This window comes from Burkholderia sp. Ed8, assembly GCF_040761425.1.
GTDB classification, from domain to species: Bacteria; Pseudomonadota; Gammaproteobacteria; order Burkholderiales; family Burkholderiaceae; genus Burkholderia; species Burkholderia seminalis.
In genome coordinates this window covers 45,040-61,516 of record NZ_CP142887.1, presented here as the reverse complement: position 1 = coordinate 61,516, position 16,477 = coordinate 45,040, and the positions used below count along the sequence as shown (strand labels likewise).

General features: G+C 61.0%; 13 protein-coding genes and 4 pseudogenes. 9 read left to right on the top strand and 8 right to left on the bottom strand.

Translation table 11 applies throughout. The annotated features are described in order from the left end of the window. Window position 1 precedes the first annotated feature (1 nt). The 4 genes and pseudogenes from VXM69_RS31840 (at window position 2) to VXM69_RS31825 (ending at window position 3,679) form a co-directional block, all read left to right on the top strand. The gene (locus VXM69_RS31840; RefSeq protein ID WP_367190345.1) at window positions 2-424 is read left to right on the top strand and encodes a hypothetical protein; all 423 of its coding nucleotides are present in this window, start codon (window positions 2-4) and stop codon (window positions 422-424) included. Then, window positions 417-2,183, top strand: a pseudogene (locus tag VXM69_RS31835) (phage integrase family protein); the annotation flags it as partial. The gene VXM69_RS31840 and the pseudogene VXM69_RS31835, both read left to right, overlap by 8 nt. Window positions 2,184-2,732: 549 nt before the next feature. After that, window positions 2,733-3,253, top strand: a pseudogene (locus tag VXM69_RS31830) (plasmid pRiA4b ORF-3 family protein). 258 nt (window positions 3,254-3,511) lie between these two features. Continuing rightward, window positions 3,512-3,679 carry a hypothetical protein gene (locus VXM69_RS31825; protein WP_367190344.1) on the top strand — a complete coding sequence of 56 codons (168 nt, stop codon included), beginning with the start codon at window positions 3,512-3,514 and terminating at the stop codon, window positions 3,677-3,679. A gap of 68 nt (window positions 3,680-3,747) precedes the next feature. On the opposite strand, the gene VXM69_RS31820 is transcribed toward VXM69_RS31825, so the two are convergent. The 3 genes from VXM69_RS31820 to VXM69_RS31810 form a co-directional block, all read right to left on the bottom strand. After that, window positions 3,748-4,479, bottom strand: coding sequence for an IS6 family transposase (locus VXM69_RS31820; protein WP_367190343.1), 732 nt, complete (start codon window positions 4,477-4,479; stop codon window positions 3,748-3,750). Continuing rightward, window positions 4,479-5,702, bottom strand: coding sequence for an MFS transporter (locus VXM69_RS31815; protein WP_367190342.1), 1,224 nt, complete (start codon window positions 5,700-5,702; stop codon window positions 4,479-4,481). Before VXM69_RS31815 ends, VXM69_RS31820 begins: the two co-directional genes overlap by 1 nt. Before the next feature lie 667 nt (window positions 5,703-6,369). Then, a complete protein-coding gene (locus VXM69_RS31810; protein WP_367190341.1) occupies window positions 6,370-7,650 on the bottom strand; it encodes an IS256 family transposase in 1,281 nt (426 codons plus the stop codon). A 357-nt stretch (window positions 7,651-8,007) separates the two neighbouring features. On the opposite strand from VXM69_RS31810, the pseudogene valS reads away from it, so the two are divergent. Next, window positions 8,008-10,059 (top strand): annotated as a pseudogene (valS, locus tag VXM69_RS31805) (valine--tRNA ligase); the annotation flags it as partial. A 61-nt stretch (window positions 10,060-10,120) separates the two neighbouring features. Here valS and VXM69_RS31800 read toward each other — a convergent pair. Further along, window positions 10,121-10,822: an IS6 family transposase gene (locus VXM69_RS31800; protein ID WP_367190340.1), complete on the bottom strand. Its 702-nt coding sequence runs from the start codon at window positions 10,820-10,822 to the stop codon at window positions 10,121-10,123. Between the two features lie 61 nt (window positions 10,823-10,883). Between VXM69_RS31800 and VXM69_RS31795 the strand changes: the two are divergent. Beyond that, window positions 10,884-11,450 (top strand): annotated as a pseudogene (locus VXM69_RS31795) (IS5 family transposase); the annotation flags it as partial. 233 nt (window positions 11,451-11,683) lie between these two features. Here the strand turns inward: VXM69_RS31795 and VXM69_RS31790 are convergent. Next, complete coding sequence (locus tag VXM69_RS31790) at window positions 11,684-12,010, bottom strand: H-NS family nucleoid-associated regulatory protein (RefSeq protein ID WP_367190339.1); 327 nt, start codon at window positions 12,008-12,010, stop codon at window positions 11,684-11,686. Between the two features lie 42 nt (window positions 12,011-12,052). Here VXM69_RS31790 and VXM69_RS31785 point away from each other — a divergent pair, with 42 nt between their 5' ends. Then, entirely contained in the window at window positions 12,053-12,250 is a 198-nt protein-coding gene (locus VXM69_RS31785) for a GNAT family N-acetyltransferase (protein ID WP_367190338.1), read from the top strand. A 30-nt stretch (window positions 12,251-12,280) separates the two neighbouring features. On the opposite strand, the gene VXM69_RS31780 is transcribed toward VXM69_RS31785, so the two are convergent. Continuing rightward, complete coding sequence (locus tag VXM69_RS31780) at window positions 12,281-12,607, bottom strand: hypothetical protein (protein WP_367190337.1); 327 nt, start codon at window positions 12,605-12,607, stop codon at window positions 12,281-12,283. A gap of 377 nt (window positions 12,608-12,984) precedes the next feature. After that, window positions 12,985-14,147 (bottom strand): IS3 family transposase gene (locus VXM69_RS31775; protein WP_175907396.1). Its coding sequence is split into 2 segments (ribosomal slippage): window positions 12,985-13,892 and window positions 13,892-14,147, totalling 1,164 coding nucleotides; the frame shifts between segments, so codons are not numbered across the junction. 176 nt (window positions 14,148-14,323) lie between these two features. On the opposite strand from VXM69_RS31775, the gene VXM69_RS31770 reads away from it, so the two are divergent. Next, a complete protein-coding gene (locus VXM69_RS31770) occupies window positions 14,324-14,962 on the top strand; it encodes an IS6 family transposase (protein WP_367190336.1) in 639 nt (212 codons plus the stop codon). 68 nt (window positions 14,963-15,030) lie between these two features. Here the strand turns inward: VXM69_RS31770 and VXM69_RS31765 are convergent, their stop codons facing one another. Then, on the bottom strand, window positions 15,031-15,777 hold the full coding sequence (locus VXM69_RS31765) for a transporter substrate-binding domain-containing protein (protein WP_367190376.1): 747 nt from the start codon (window positions 15,775-15,777) through the stop codon (window positions 15,031-15,033). 133 nt (window positions 15,778-15,910) lie between these two features. Between VXM69_RS31765 and VXM69_RS31760 the strand changes: the two genes are divergently transcribed. Beyond that, a complete protein-coding gene (locus tag VXM69_RS31760; RefSeq protein ID WP_367190335.1) occupies window positions 15,911-16,462 on the top strand; it encodes a MarR family winged helix-turn-helix transcriptional regulator in 552 nt (183 codons plus the stop codon). Window positions 16,463-16,477 lie beyond the last annotated feature (15 nt).

Here is a 16,477-nt window from a genome sequence, read left to right as displayed (position 1 = left end):
CATGGCCCTGTACCGTTCCGCTCGTCTGCCCGTGCGCATCACCGCGCCGCGGACCTTGCTCGACACCCTCGGCCAGCGCTTCGGCGCCGCCGTGTTCACGCTCGCGCAGTGCTACAGCGACGCGCGCAGTCCACTCGAGCTCGCGCGCCTGCAGGATCAGCTGCAGGCCGGCGTGCGCGATGGCCTGATCCTGCCCGACGTGACCTCCGGCGGCGCTCGCGGCTATCGGCTCGCGCCCGATACCTGGACCGCCGTGCAACGGCGCCTCGCGCGGGCGGCCAAAAAGGCCGCGCTTGAGGCCGCTGAACAACGCGAGCGCGAGCGTGCGCTCGAACACGCGCAGATTCGTGATGCGATCACGCTGCTCGAGCGCCACGGCTACCGCGTAATCGGCCCGCACACAGGAGAGTCGACGGATGGCTAATTGCCCGCAAGCGGTCACGGTGCCGCCGCCGGCTACTTACACCCGTACCGACTTCGCGGCGTTGCGCGCCCGTATCCAGGGCATCCCCGCGGCGACTATCGCGCGGCGCTTCTATGACGTCGAAGACAGCGCGGTGCTGCCCGAGGCCGACGCGGTCGAGCGGCATCTGACCACGATGCGCGACGAGTTGGTGCGCCTGGCGCTGCTGAACGGTTCCGCGGCGCTGGCCGACCACCTGCGCACGTCGATGAGGCAGCACGGCGAGGCGAAGCTCACCGCCTTGACGCTGCGCATGGTCGAGGACGCGGCCAAGCTCGCCGCGGCGGCGCCCGCGGCTGATCACGCCCCCGCGCTGTGGTTCCGGCCACTCGTCGCGCAGCGCCTGGTCGGGGAGGGGATTGCGACGCTCGGCGAGTTGGTCGCGTACTGCAACCGGCACGGCGGCAGCTGGTGGCGCTCGATTCCCCGCATCGGTCCGCTGCGCGCCGCAACGCTGGTGGCCTGGCTGCGCCAGCACGAGGTGACGCTTGGCGCGCGCGTGGATGCTGACATCGATGCGACGCCACTCACGCCCGCATCCGATCGCGCGATCGTGGTCGGGCCGGGTACGAGTGCGCTGGCGCCGCTCGAGCGGCTGGCCGCGCCGGCCGAGCTGTCCGGCGCGGGCGGCGCCAATCGCGCGGTCGGGTTCCCGTTCATTCGCGCCGAGCACGACCTGGCGGCCCTGCACGCGTGGCTCGCGCGCTATCGCGACCGGCCCGCGACGCTGCGCGCCTATACGCGCGAGATTGAGCGTTTCGTGCTGTGGGCGCTGAAGGTACGGGGCGTGGCCGTCTCTTCGCTGCGCGTCGAGGACTGCGACGCGTACAAGGATTTTCTGGCGCAGCCCAGCGCCGACTTCTGCGGGCCCAAGCGACCTCGCGCGAGCGGCCGCTGGCGCCCGTTCACCGGTTCGCTGTCGGCCGACAGTCAGGCCTATGCCATACGCACGCTGCGTATGGCATTCGACTGGCTGGTCAAGGTCCGCTACCTTGCCGGCAATCCGTTTAGCGCCGTGACGCTGCCGGCCACGCTCACGCGCGAGTGGTCGCTGCAGGTTGATCGGGCGTTGTCTGCTGATCTGCTGCGCACCTTGCGCGACGCACTCGATTCGCACTGCGCCCTGCCGACAGAGACGGCTGCGCAATGGCGGATCGCGCGCGCGGCGATCGGCCTGATGGTCGATTCGGGCCTGCGCCGCGCCGAAGCGGCGCGTGCACGGCGCAGCGGCGTCAAGCGTATCGACGGCATCAAGGGGCAATCGGTGTGGACGCTCACGCTTGTCGGCAAGCGCAGCAAGGTGCGCACGGTGCCGGTCAGCCCCGCTACGCTCGACGCGCTGCGCGCACATTGGGCCGACCGCGGGCTCGCGTGGGAAGGCGGTGATGCGAGCGCTGCGGCGGCCAACGATCCGCCGCTGATCGCGCCGTTGGTGATTCCTGGCACCGCAGCGGCTCAAGGGCGGCACGACGAGCAGCCGGCCGCCTATGCCCCCGATGCGCTCGGGCGCTTGGTACGGACTGCGCTCAAGCGCCTGGAGGTTGAGCTGCAGCGCTGGGGCGCGTTGTCGCTGTGGGACGCCGCGCAGCTGCAGAAGACCAGTGCGCACGCGCTGCGCCATACGTTCGGCACCGATGCGACCGCGCGCGGTGTGCCGATCGATGTGGTGCAGCAGATTCTCGGCCACGCGTCGCTGGCCACCACGTCGATCTACGTGAAGGCGCAGCAGCAGCGTGTGCTCGAGGCGGCGCTCGACTATTACCAGCAGCAGGCGCGGGCGCTGCCCGCCGAATCGGTGCCGCCGCGCGTGAGTCGCCCGCCGCAGATCGGCGACGAACAGGGTGACGACTTCCTTGGGCGCGATGATGACCAGGTGGCCGGGATGCGCGCTGCACCGATCAAGTTCACGCTGCGCGTGGAGAACGTGGCGCCGGCCGGGCGCGGTCGCGCGCGCACGATCCGTGCGCTCGAGCGCGGCATTCTGGCCGATCACGCAGCCGAACGCCTCGCGCCTGGCGTATACGCGCTCAAGGTGCTGCACGAAGACGCGGCGGCACTCGATGCCGAGCTCGACGATCTGTTCGATGAGATTCGCGACGAAGCGCATCTGCATAATTGTGTGGCCGAGATCGATGCGCAGTGGGTCGGCACCGACCGGACCTGGACCTATCGGGTGCCCGCCGGCAACGTGATTCCGTTTCCGGGTGGGTCCTGTGGTCCTGATGCGGCCGCGAGCGATGCCGTGGAGGCGGCGCCTGCCACACGTGTGATGCGGCTGCGGGTCAGTCTGCAGGAGGTGGTGCCGGAAGTCTGGCGTCGCCTCGAGGTGCGGGCTGACATTTCGTTGGCCGAGCTGCACGACGTGATCCAAGCGGCGATGGGTTGGCACCACCGGCATCGCTATGGGTTCGGCTGTGCGGGGCAGGGTGGGGCGCTCAATCCGCTGGCTGACGGTGCCGCTGGCGCCGCCGACGTACGGCTCGAGGAGGCGGCCGCGATCAGTACCGCGTTGACCTACACGTACGATCTCGATGACGACTGGCGGCATACGGTCACGGTCGAGGCGATCGGGCCGGCGGCCCTGGGCACGCGCTATCCGCGCTGCGTCGCCGGCGCCGGGGCGTGTCCCCCGAGGACTGCGGCGGACCGGCCGGTTATGCGCAGTTGCTGCGCACGCTCGCGGGCCGTATGACCGATGACAAACGCGAGCTGCTCGAGTGGCTCGGCGAGCCATTCGATCCGCACGCGTTTCGGCTGGCCGAGGCGAATGCGCGGCTCGCCGTGCTTTGACGAGTAGAAGAGTGATCTGCGCCGGTGATCAATCGGCACCGAACATGCAGTCTGCAGAAGATGAACTATCGTTAAACGCCGTCGAATGCCGTGCGTGCCCTGCTACGATGCCGGCAAGTTTCAATAGGGTGCCCATTGCCTGGCTTGCTTCGCAATGGGAATCTACCCTCGCGAGACCCAGAGGGCTGCTGCGACGGCCATAGCGGCAGCTCTCGCCTATGCATTTGAGCTGAAGGCGGTGCTGGTTAGCGTTGTGCGATGAAGAAATCGGTCTCGACGTTTCACGGTTGCCGTTTTACCGCCGCGGTTATCAGCTGCGCGGCTCGCTTGTACTACCACTTTAACCAGAGCCTGCGCGACAGTGATGAGCTGTTGCTTGAACGCGGAGTGGCGGTGAAACACGAGTCGATGTGCAACAAGGTGTGACCGGTCGGCACGGCGCTGTCACGTTAGCGGAGTATGTTCACAACGGGCGCAAGCTCGACCCGCATGTTTCATGCGGCAGACCGATTCTGGGTGACCTCGGTCAATTCACACCACGTCGAGAAGTGTACGGCAAGGTGTTTGCGATAAAGCGAGGCACGCAGCAGATGCCGCTTCAGGGCGAAGTGCTGACGGATCAGCCCGAAGCTCTCGAGGAAAGCCTGAGTGCGTGTCGGGTCGCGAAATCCCCGCATGCGTCGCTCGCGTTCGCGGGTCGGCTGATGACTGTTTTCGGCGCGGTTGTTCACGCGGGCGGCGGCCTTCACGAACACGTGCTTGACGTGGGCGAGTTCGGGAATATCGGCCATGGCCGCCGGGTAAGTGCGCAATTGGTCTGTGACGATCTTTCGCGGTACCGGGCAGGCACGCAGCACTCGCTGGAAGAACCGTTTGGCAGCAGCCTTGTCGCGCCGCTTCTGTAACAGCACATCAAGTTCGACACCATGCTCGTCGACGGCGCGCCACAGCAGATAAGGTTCGCCGCGCAGGGTCACCGCCATTTCGTCGAGATGCCAGGTGCTGCCCGGCTTGCGCCGGGCAGCCTTGACGCGACAGGCGAAGGCCGGAGCGAACTTGTCGCACCAGCGGCGGATCGTCTCGTAGCTGACGATCACGCCGCGCTCGAACAGCAGTTCCTCGATGTCGCGCAGGCTGAGCTGGAACCGGAAATACCATCGGACCGCATGGCTGATGACCGACGCCGGGAACCGGTGGCCGTGATAAAGCGATTTCGTCTTCTTCATCACCGTATCTTAGCCGAGCGCCTCGCTAACGTGACAAAGCCGACCGCCGCCGCAGCAAAGCATGATGCCGCACCGACAACGAGTGCCCAGCGCGGTCCAAGATGGTTTGCGGTCCAGCCTACGATCGGCGCACCGAACGGTATGCCGCCGCTCGCGACCGCGAGGCGCAGCGCCATCACGCGGCCCCGCATCTCCGGCTCGGATGACAGTTGCATGAGGGTGTTGGTGGAGTTCATGAAGGTGATCGCGGCGATCCCGGTAAGCACGAGTGCAGCACCGAAAAGCCAGAAGCTCAGCGCCAGCGCGGCAAGCGTCCAGCTGAGCCCGAGAAGCGCGGCGCCGATCCATAGATGCCGGAAGTGGGGCTGTTCGCGTCGCGCAGCGAGTAGGGCGCCGGAAATCGTGCCGATCGCCAGCATCGATGACAGCATTCCGAAGCCGCGAGCGTCAACATGGAACACGCTGACTGCCATCGTCGAAATGAACAACTGGAAATTGAGGCCGAAGGTGCCAATCAGGAACAACATCAGAAACATCGCCATCAGATCAGCTCGATGCGACACGTAGCGAACCCCGTTGAGCATGCCGCCCGTAGAGCGATTCGCGCGTGTGTTTGCCCGCAGATCGTTGGTTCGTAGCATTATCAGCGACACGAGTACCGCGATGAAGCTGAGCCCATTGGCGAGGAACGCCCAACCAGGGCCGACCGATGCGATCACAAGCCCCGCAGCTGCAGGGCCAATCATCCGCGCCGCATTAAACGACGCCGAATTGAGCGCGACCGCATTTGCGAGTTCGCGGTCACCGACTAGCTCTGCTACAAAGGTCTGCCGTACCGGTCCATCGAATGTCGATACGCAGCCGAAGAGGAATGCGAACAGGTACACATGCCAGAGCTGCACGACGCCAATCACAGTCAATGTGCCGAGCACCAGTGCCGTAGCGCCCATCAACGTTTGAGTTACCATCAGCAGCTTGCGTTGATCGAAGCGATCGGCAGAGTAGCCGGTCCACGGCAACAGCAGGAGCTGTGGTCCGTACTGCAGTGCCATCACCGTGCCGACGGCTGATGCGTCGTGATGGGTGAGCTGAGTTAGAACTAGCCAGTCCTGCGCAATCTGCTGAATCCATGTGCCGATGTTCGACACCAGCGAGCCGATCGCCCACACACGATAGTTGAAGCCGTAAAGCGCGCGAAACGCACCTGCCGCCGGCGCGCTCAAGGCTGCACCCGCTTCGGATCATTGCTGCCATGTAGCATACAGAAGTGCCGTGTGAGGTGCAGTCGTAGCGCGGACGCGTCGACCTTCGTTCTCGGGACGAACGAGTCAACTGGGCACACGTACGCCGACCTGTTAGCGAGACATGCAAAACGTACGACAAGGCTTGAGGTCGACGCTGACCACGCGTGGCCCGGCGCGTTTCCAAACATCGCTCGAAACCAATCGTATCGCAGCTCGTTGACAAGACGTGGTACGGTGTTCATTCGGAGCGCGCCGCTGCGAAGGAATGACGGATTTTGCATAACGTCTATGCTGATTGTTCTCTCCCGCCATTGGAACAGATTAGGTGGGCGCTCGTGTGGGCCGTGCTCCCATGAACAATTAGGCCTAGATGCGCCATCGGCGCGCACGCTAGTGCCAGCTGTCCATGCATGAATCCGGAATCTCTCGCACACTCTGGTTTTCCTGTTGAACTCCAGTTCGATTGAGTCATATTTCTACACTCGCGCGATATCTGCCACGTGTACGCTCTAATCATCGAGAGCCGAGTTTTCCGCAGCTCGAAGGTCACTACTTATCGCCGCCATGATCGACCGGCGAATTGCAGTCTATACAACGTTATAAAGAGTTAATGTCAAGACTGGTGTACGCGCGACCGCGTGCATGATCAGGCGGCAAGCGGTTGCTGAGCCGGTGCGCTTTCGATCACCGGGATGCCATCTTCGAAGGGAATGCCCTTCAGAAGCTGTTCGATTCTTTCTGCGCCGCGAATGCGACGCCACGACTGCTCGGCCGACTCAACGAGCTTGAATGCCATGCCGAGGAACGTTGCGCGCGACAGGCAATTTCGGGCGCGGCTCGTGCGATGGCGCACGGTGGCAAACGTCGACTTGATCGGATTGGTCGTTCTCAGGTGCTGCCAGTGTTCCGCCGGGAAGTCGTAGAACGCGAGCGGTTCATTGCGGTCCTTCGTGAGCTTCTCAACGGCCTTCGGATACTTGGCGCCATACGTCGCGACGAATCGCTCGAAGGCAACCAGTGCCTCGGCACGAGTGGCGGCATTCCAGATTTGCGCCAGGTCTGTTTTCGCACGGCCATGCTGTGCCTTCGGCAAGGCGTTGAGCACGTTGCCGATCTTGTGGAACCAGCAGCGTTGCTGCCTGGTCTGCGGGAACACTTCTTCGAGCGCGGCCCACAAGCCCATCGCGCCGTCACCCGCTGCCAGCAACGGGCCGGTCTGCAAGCCACGCGCCTTCAAATCAAGCAGCAGATCCCGCCAGGATGCCTTCGATTCCCCATAGCCGTCGGCGATCGCTACACGCTCCTTGCTGCCGTCGGGGTTCACGCCGATGATCACCAGCAGGCATTGGCCGTCGCTGTCCTCACTGCGCGCGCCGGTATGAATGCCGTCGGCCCACCAATAGACCCAGCGCGCTTGCTTCAGATCGCGCCTGTTCCACTGCTCAAACTCCTCGGCCCATTGCGCCTTAAGCCGCACCACGACGTTCGGCGAGAGCCCCTTGGCATCTTCGCCCACCAGCACGCTCAACGCCTCGCTCATGTCGCCCGTCGAGACGCCGCGCAGATAGAGCCACGGCAGCGCAGCCGACACCCGCGGCGAGCGGCGCACATACGGCGGCACGAGGCTCGAATTGAACTTCACGCCCGAGCCCGAGCGATCGCGCACCTTCGGCACTTGAACGGGCACCGGGCCGATGGCCGTGACGACCTCGCGCTTGGGCAGGTAGCCGTTACGCACGACCGCACGCCGGCCGTCCAGCGTCTTCACGTTCGAATACCGTTCGAGCAATGCCGCCAATTCCGCCTCGATCGCCTGTTGGATGATTTGCCGCGCGCCTTGTTGGATCAGATCGTCCAGGCCCGGCAGCGCCTTGAGTTCCGTCTCTGTTGCTTGACTGTTGTTCTCTTCCTGCGTACGTTTCGCCATGGTGGTGGAGCTCGGTTGCTGGTTTGTTACCCTGAGAAAGCAACATTCTCAGCCAACCGCCACCGCCTTCCTCATACTACCCGCCTGCCGCCGTACACCAGATCCGAGATTAGCTCCGTTATAAATCAACGTCCTATGCTGCATTTGCTATCGCCAGTGCGACCCAAAGTCCGTATACACAAAACTTGTGGATATCCTAAGATTTTATGATAACTTAATAGAAAGATGTTTTCGCGGAATTGGTGTGCTTACACGGACACTCAGCGACGAATATCAGTACCGCACAAGCGCAGTGTTGCATTTTTCGAAACATACATGGCGGCCGTATCTCATCGCTGACTAACTCGCCCCTATCCCATGCTCGATTCATCGCAAAAGAAAAGAGGTATTTCCGGACGCAATCTCGTTCGTCGAATCAAGCCCATCCTCCCGGAAAGGCTGGCGCTCGAATCGCTGGAAATGAAATGGTCGGAGGTGTGGCAGCAGGAGCGTGTCTACGCATTCGACCGGCATGCCGACCGCGCCGACGTTTTCTCGATTGATACACCTCCGCCGACCGTTTCCGGCTCACTTCACGTCGGCCACGTCTTCAGTTATACACACACGGACATCATTGCCCGCTACCAACGAATGCGAGGGAAGACGATCTTCTATCCGATGGGATGGGACGACAATGGATTGCCGACCGAACGGCGCGTCGAGAATTTCTACGGGGTGTTGAGTGATCCGGATCTCCCGTATGAACCCCAATTCGTTCCACCGGGAAAGGCGGCGGAGAGGCGCAGCGATTTCGTACGGATCAATCGCCGAAATTTCGTCGAGTTGTGTCACAAGCTGACTCACGTAGACGAGCAGGCATTCCGGCAACTCTGGGAGAGGCTCGGGGTTTCCGTCGATTGGGGCTTGACCTACGCCACCATCGACGAGCGTTCCCAGCGCGTTAGCCAGCGTATGTTCTTGCGCAATTTCGACCGCGGGGAGGTGTATACGCAGTTGGCCCCCTGCCTCTGGGACATCACTTTTCAGACGGCGGTGGCTCAAGCGGAGCTGGAGGATCGTGAATCCTCGTCCATGTTTCACAGTCTGCGCTTCGTCGCGGACGGCACGGATCCACTTGTAATCGAGACGACGCGACCTGAGCTGCTTCCCAGCTGCGTGGCTATTCTGGTGCATCCGGAAGATGCGCGCTACACCGAACGGATCGGCACGACGGTGCGCTCGCCGCTATTTGACGTCCCGTTGCCCGTGCTAGCCCACGATCTCGTGGATCCGGCGAAGGGCAGTGGCGCGGTCATGGTCTGCACCTTCGGCGATTTGACTGACGTCGTCTGGTGGCGCGAACTTAACCTGCCGACCCGATCGCTCATCGGCAAGGATGGACGGCTTGCCTCGGATACTCCGGAGTGGCTGACGAGCCCGGCGGCTCGCTCTCGGTACGTGGCCGTCGCGGGGAAGTACGTCGGCGAGGCGCGAAAGATCCTCGTGGCCGCACTGCGTGAGACGAACGACCTCATCGGCGAGCCCCGACCCATCCAGCATTACGTCAAGTATTTCGAGAAGGGAGATCGCCCGCTCGAAATTGTTGCAACCCGGCAGTGGTATGTGCGGAACGGCGGGCGTGATGGCGTCCTGCGCGATCGCCTGCTCAAGCGCGGAACGGAGCTTACTTGGCAGCCTGAGTACATGCGCTCGCGGTACGAAAACTGGGTAGGTGGCCTGAATGGAGACTGGCTCGTCAGTCGACAGCGTGTGTTTGGTGTGCCCATTCCTGTTTGGTATCGGGTGGATGCGGCCGGCGAGATCGACTATGGGGACGTGATATGTCCTGACGAGGCCTCGCTGCCTATCGATCCTCGGACCGACGTCCCATCGGGCTTTGCCGCATCCCAGCGCGGGGAGCCTGGCGGATTCGTCGGTGATCCTGATGTCATGGACACTTGGGCGACTAGTTCACTGACGCCGCAGATTGCCTGTGGGTGGGAAGAAGACACGGAAATGTTCTCGAAGGTCTTTCCGATGGACATGCGCCCACAGGCTCACGACATAATCCGGACCTGGCTCTTCTCCACCGTTGTGCGCAGTCATTTCGAGCATGACTGCGTGCCTTGGAAGAACGCCTGCCTGTCCGGCTGGATCCTCGATCCGGACCGGAAGAAAATGTCGAAATCCAAGGGCAACGTAGTCACCCCGCAGGCCCTGCTCGAACAATACGGCTCGGACGGCGTTCGCTATTGGGCCGCGCTTGGGCGCCCGGGAGCAGACACTGCGTTCGAAGAGAAACAGATGAAAATCGGGCGGCGATTAGCGTTGAAGCTGCTCAACGTTTCGAAGTTCGGATTGGCATTTGAGGGCGACCCCGACGGTGCGATTGGCGAGCCCATCGACTTGGCCATGCTCCAACGGCTCTCCGAGGGGTTCTGTCGCGATAAGGACGATGGTCGGCAGATGACTCCATGATGATCAGGAATCCTCAGAAGGCTAACGAATAGAATTGCTCGGCAGCTGTCCGGTTCTTACGAATCGCCTTCATTTGACCTTTTCGGATCATGTGCATCACCTCGATCCCGCCGAGCACGATTCGCGCGCACCGAAAATTCTTGAAGCCCATCATCGGGCGAGTTCGACGTTTGATCACACGGTGGTCCTGCTCGACAATATTGTTCAGGTACTTCGCTTGACGAATCTTGATCGGCTGCTCGCGCTCGGCGTTAATGCCCTTCAGGGCGGCCAGGTTGGCTCCGCTCTGGTCGATCGTTATCGTCTCGGGTGCGCCGTTCTGATCGATCGCCTTCTCGAAGTAGCAGCGGGCCGCAGCCTTGTCCCGCTTGGCTCGCAACAGGAAGTCAACGGTGTCGCCCGCCTTGTCGACGGCCCGGTACAGGTACTTCCATTCCTTGCCGACCTTCACGTAGGTTTCGTCCACTCTCCAACTTCTGCCGACCGGCCGCTTACGGCGCCGAAACGTCTTCTCCAGACGTGGCAACATTTTGATCGCCCAGCGATGGACCGTCGAGTGGTCAACCGACAGCCCGCGTTCTGCCATCATCTCTTCAAGATGCCGAAGGCTCAACGGGTAAGCGACGTACCAGCGCACGCACAACAACATCACATCGAATGGATAATGCAGACGCTTGAACACTTTTGCCAGCGCGGGACTCAGCTTCGGGACCATTTCTCGACTCGTTCGCTCTTGTCTCGTCACTCTACCAGACAGCCTTATTGCGACAGAACCGGTCGATGCGACGATCATCGAAGCACCGCCGTCGACCAAGAACGCCGAGCAGAGTCGCGACCCCGAAATGCATCAGACAAAGAAAGGTAACGCGTGGCGCTTCGGCATGAAGGCGCACATCGGCGTTGATGCAGATTCGGGACTGGTTCATAGCGTGGTCGGCACGTCCGCCAACGTGTCGGATGTTTCGCAAGCCCATGCGCTGCTGCACGGGCATGAAGAGGAAGCATTCGGCGATGCGGGATACATCGGCGTAGACAAACGCGACGAAATGAAGAGCAAGTCGGTGAAGTGGCACGTGGTGGCCAAGCGCGGAAAGATCAAGGCGATGCAGGACGGTCCGCTGAAGGATCTGGTGAGGGCGCTCGAGCGAACCAAGGCGCAAATCCGTGCGCGGGTCGAGCATCCGTTTCATGTCGTCAAGAATCTGTTCCGTCGTCGCAAGGTGCGCTACAAGGGGCTGGCCAAGAACACGGCGCACCTGTTCAGTCTGTTCGCCTTGGCGAATTTGGTGATCGTGCGAGACCGGCTGCGGTCGGTTCATCGGAGAAGTCCGTCATGCGTGTGAGAAATGCGAGAAATACGACGCTTGCTCGGGTCAAACTTCTCCGGATGGGCGGCGCTTCGCATTGGTATCCGGCCATTCTCCGCCCACGTTGCCGACCACCTCGCGCAATCGCCTATTAATCAGTGTTTCCATAGGACGGGGTACCGCAAGTCTCGGGCATGGGCCCAGCGTCGGCGCCAGGTTCGGCGAACCACCGAACATTGTCCCCGCAAGATCGTCGCGGGGACGGGACATTAGGCGTTCTCTCCGGGCCACCACGGTTTCGCCGCGCGTTCGATCAGGTAGTCGTCGAGATTTTTGCCTTCCAGCCATTTCGGTCGCCGCCCGAATCCGCACCATGTCTTACCCGAAGAGGGGTCGTAGTATTTCGCTTGCGCCCGCGGTTTGCGCGAATTCCGAAAGCCCGCCGCGCGCAGTAGTTCCTCTTCGGTGATGCCGTAGAGCGCAACGTGCTCCTGGACGCCGGCCAAAAACGCCTGCTTCTCGTCCTTCTTCACGTCTGCGAGTCGAATATTCAATTCGCGGAGCTGCGCCTGTAGGTTTTGTAGTTCAGTCGTCACGATCGTTGCCGAGAAATTGCAATAAGGAAGGAATGGTAATGGATGGTCGTCGACGAGCGATATCGGGGAAACAGAGTTGGTAGCGCGCTGATTGACGCTACGGAACACTGGTTTAGGCAGGTCGGATATGTAAAGTTGGAAGTGACGAGCGGCGACCACCGACGGGCTGCTCATCACTTCTACGAGCGACATGGTTTCCCGAGGGGCGGCCAGCGACTCTCCAAGAAGCTCCATTCATAGGAGCGGTGTCATTACCTAACCGCTTACAGTTCAGTTTGCATACCTACCGATTGCATTGTGCCGACTTTTCCAGAGCGTACAGATAGCATCCAGTCGCTCCTCGAAGGCGCCGATCTCGCGCATATCCGAATGAATACGAGGGTCATAATATGACCTAATGGACACCTGCCATTTACTGTCCTCCGTCAACGCGTATGTGCCGACACATTCGGCTGCGTTAGCGTTGGGCGATTCGCGATCGCACCGGCGCATCAGGCACCCGGCCATGCCGCTCAGGCCTATATTTGGATCACTTTCGATGAAATAAACGCCGTCGTCGAGCAAGACGTCGCCGTCTTTATGGGGCCGTGAAGTCATGGCGTTCGCCGCTCCGTTGTCTTGGTAGGTGGCGGCTACTGATCAGGTCTATCCTCGTTTGCCACCCAAAGTGCTGTATAGATGAACAGTGTGAAAGAAAATACTGGGTGCATACATTCAAATCCGTCCCCGGATTGTGCGGCAGTGAAGCTCGCACTAGGCCTGGAACGAGCCTACGCAGATCGGCATGAGGGAATCGATTCACTGTTAGCCAGGCGGCGGGGTTTGGCGATTTGATCTGTTGGATTCAGCAATTGGGTTAAAGTTCTCGTCTCTTTGCGCCGCCATCTGGATTGCTTGTTATGCGGCTAAGGTGTGTGCGGTAAGTGTGGAATCGAGGTTGAATAACTAAACAACTAAGGTGTTAGATGTAGTGGTCAACCAACCCCGGACACTGCGTTAAGTTTTTCTTCCGCAACAGCCGGCGCCAGTCCGTCATTGAACTGATGCGGCCGTATCCAGTTGTACCGATGCATCAGGTAGTGGCTGATATCCCGGTGTGCTTCCTGCGCCGACATGTAACCCACTGACGGCAGCCATTCTGTCTTGAAGCTGCGGAACAGCCTCTCCATCGGAGAATTGTCCCAACAGTTTCCGCGACGGCTCATGCTCTGCTGTATCCGATAGCGCCACAGGCGCTGACGGAATTTCCGACTCGCATACTGACCGCCCTGATCCGAGTGGAATAGCAACCCTTGTGGCCGACCACGCTGCTCATAGGCCATGTCCAGCGCCTGCACGACCAGATCGGCATCCGGGCGTGTCGAGAACGCCCAGCCGACGACTCGGCGCGTGAACAAATCAAGTACGGCGGCCAGGTAATGCCAACGGCCTTGCGCCCAGACATACGTGATGTCGCCACACCAGACCTGATTCGGCGCATCAACCTCGAACTGACGGTTGAGATGGTTCGGAATATCGATCCGCTCGACCGTAGCTTGCTTGTACGCATGGCTGCCGGGCTGCTTGCAGATCAACCCCAGCTCTTCCATCAAGCGACTTACCTTGAAGCGGCCAATCGCCGTGCCTTCCTCGCGCATCATGCCCATGATGCTGCGGCTGCCAGCAGAGCTTCGACTCTCGACGAACAGTTCGTGCACCCGGTGGCGCAACGCCATACGCTCGGCATCTACGCGCTGGGCACGCTCCCGGTACGCATACAGACAGGACCGCGATACGTCGAATACCGCGCACATCAGTTCGACTGATTCGCCTGCGCAGATCTGATCAATTACTTCGTACGTTCTATGCCTTCCGACATCAAGAGCGCGGTAGCCTTTTTTAAAATGGCCTTCTCACGCTCGAGGCGTTCGATACGCGCCTCGAGTTCCTGAATGCGTTGCTGATCCGGCGTGATTGCCTTGCCCTGCGGCGTGACACCCTGACGCTCCATTTGAAGCTGGTGCACCCAGCGGCGCAGTACCGTCTCGCCGACGCCGACCGAGCGACTCGCCTCCATATGGCTATAGCCCTGGTCGAGCACCAGACACGCGGCTTGCTGTTTGAACTCCGGGGAAAACGTACGACGTCGCTTGGTCATTAGACACCTCTTCATGGCGAGCATTCTCGCCTAAATCAGTGTCCGGGTTCATTAGACCACTACAAGATGACTGATTTCGGGGTTGAGAGGTGGCCGCGCAAATTCGGACAGTCGGATAAGTGGAGCAGCCGGGGCGGCGCTGTCACGTTGACGGCTGTGGTCGCGTAAGATGGGCGATGAAACCGAAATCGCTTTACCACGGCCATCGATTCCCCGCAGCGATCATCAGCCAGGCGGTGTGCTGGTATTTCCGCTTTCAGTTGAGCCTACGCGACATTGAGGAACTGCTGTTCGAGCGCGGCGTGATCGTCAGCTACGAGACGATCCGCCGCTGGTGCGACAAGTTCGGTCCGGCCTTCGCCTGTTGCGTCAAGGTTGCCCGGCGCAAGCCGGGCAGCACCTGGCATCTCGACGAAATGGCGGTGACCCTGCGCGGCGAACCTTATCTGCTGTGGCGCGCCGTCGACGAGCACGGTGTCGAACTTGATGTGCTGTTACAGAAGCGGCGCGACAAGGCTGCTGCCAAACGGTTCTTCCAGCGAGCGCTGCGTACCTGCCCGGTACCGCGAAAGATCGTCACCGACCAATTGCGCAGTTACCCGGCAGCCATGGCCGATATTCCCGAACTCGCCCACGTCAAGCACGTATTCGTGAAGGCCGCTGCCCGCGTGAACAACCGCGCCGAAAACAGTCGTCAGCACTTCGCCTTGAAGCGGCATCTGCTGCGTGCCTCGCTTTATCGCAAACACCTTGCCGTACGCTTCTCGACGTGGCGTGAATTGACCGAGGTCACCCAGAATCGGTCTGCCGCATGAAACATGCGGGTCGAGCTTGCGGCCGTTGTGAACATACTCCGCTAACGTGACAGCGCCCAAACATCTTATTACGGTGACGCTTCCACCTTGACCGGCACGGTAAAGTACTTGCTTGCGAGACGTCCGATCGTGCCGTCCTGCTTGAGCTCGCGCAGCGCCTGATTCAGTTGCGCCTTCAGACGAAGATCGCTTTTCCGCACGGCGAAACCGGTACCGCCGCCGAGCGTGTCCCGGTCCTCCACTGCGTCCCCCTTGAATCCGAACTCGCGCGCGTAGGGCTTGCCGAGAAAGCCCGTCGCGCCGGCCTCCGCTTCTTGGAACGTTGCATCCAGACGACCGTTCTTCAGATCCTCGTAGGCCAGTTCCTGCGTTTGGTACGACTCGATCCGCGCGCCGGCGGGCGCCCAACGCTTCAGTGCGAAGGTTTCCTGAATCGAGCCCTGAAGCACCCCGATTCGCTTGCCCTTCAGCGCCACCGCCTCCGGTGCGAGCTGGCTGTCGTTTCTGGCGATGAGCTTGTTCTGGACGCTGTAGATCGGATCGGTAAAGTCGACGATTTTCAAACGCTGGCTGGTAATAGTCAGGTCGGAATTGATCGCGTCGAATTTTCGCGAAATCAGCGACGGAATCAGACCGTCCAGCGTGGACTCGACCCAGACGCATCTTACCTTCAGCTTCCGACAGACCAGATTGCCGATATCGATGTCGAATCCAGCCAGTTCGCCGCTCGGTGTCTTGTATTCGAATGGCTCATACGAGGCCTCGACGCCGAATCGCAGCGTCTTCGGTTCGGCCGCCTGCAGAAGGCCCGACATCACACAGCAGCAAAACAGGGTGACACAGCTCAATAGGCGTTCCGCATGCATGGTGGCGATCTCCCGAAGAGAAAGTCGGTCGCGAGAAATATGCTTGATACATTAATGTAACTGCTATATCTTTGAAACATTTATGATGAGCATCGAAATGCCCAAGCTGACTCACTGTGCCTCCACGGCGCGAACAAGAAACTTGCTTGGCGCGTACTCGCTGGCACTCACCGACCGGATCCGCAACGCGGCGGAGGCAGTGGCAGGTTGCAGCGGGGCGGGTCCTGCCGGCATCGTTCAGATCGGTCTGTATCCCGGCCAGTCGATCGAATCGCTGAGGCACGCACTGGGCCTCACCCAGTCCGCCGCCACCCGTTTGATCGAGCGCCTCGAACACGCCGGGTTTGTCGTCAACGAAAAGACCGACGTGACCGACGGCAGGAAAGCCGTGTTGTCCCTTTCTGTCCGCGGGACGAAAGTCATGAACAAGATTCTTGCGGTGCGAGAATCCGTGATCAAAGATCACCTTGATCTGCTGAATGAACAGGAGCAGGTGCAATTCGGCGCGTTTCTCGAAAAACTGATGACCAACCTGGCCGCCACCAAAACGGAAAGCGACTATGTCTGTCGGATGTGCGACATGCGAAATTGCCCCGACGACGTCTGTCCCGTCCATTTCACGCAGCATCCGTGACCGAGCTCGCTGCGG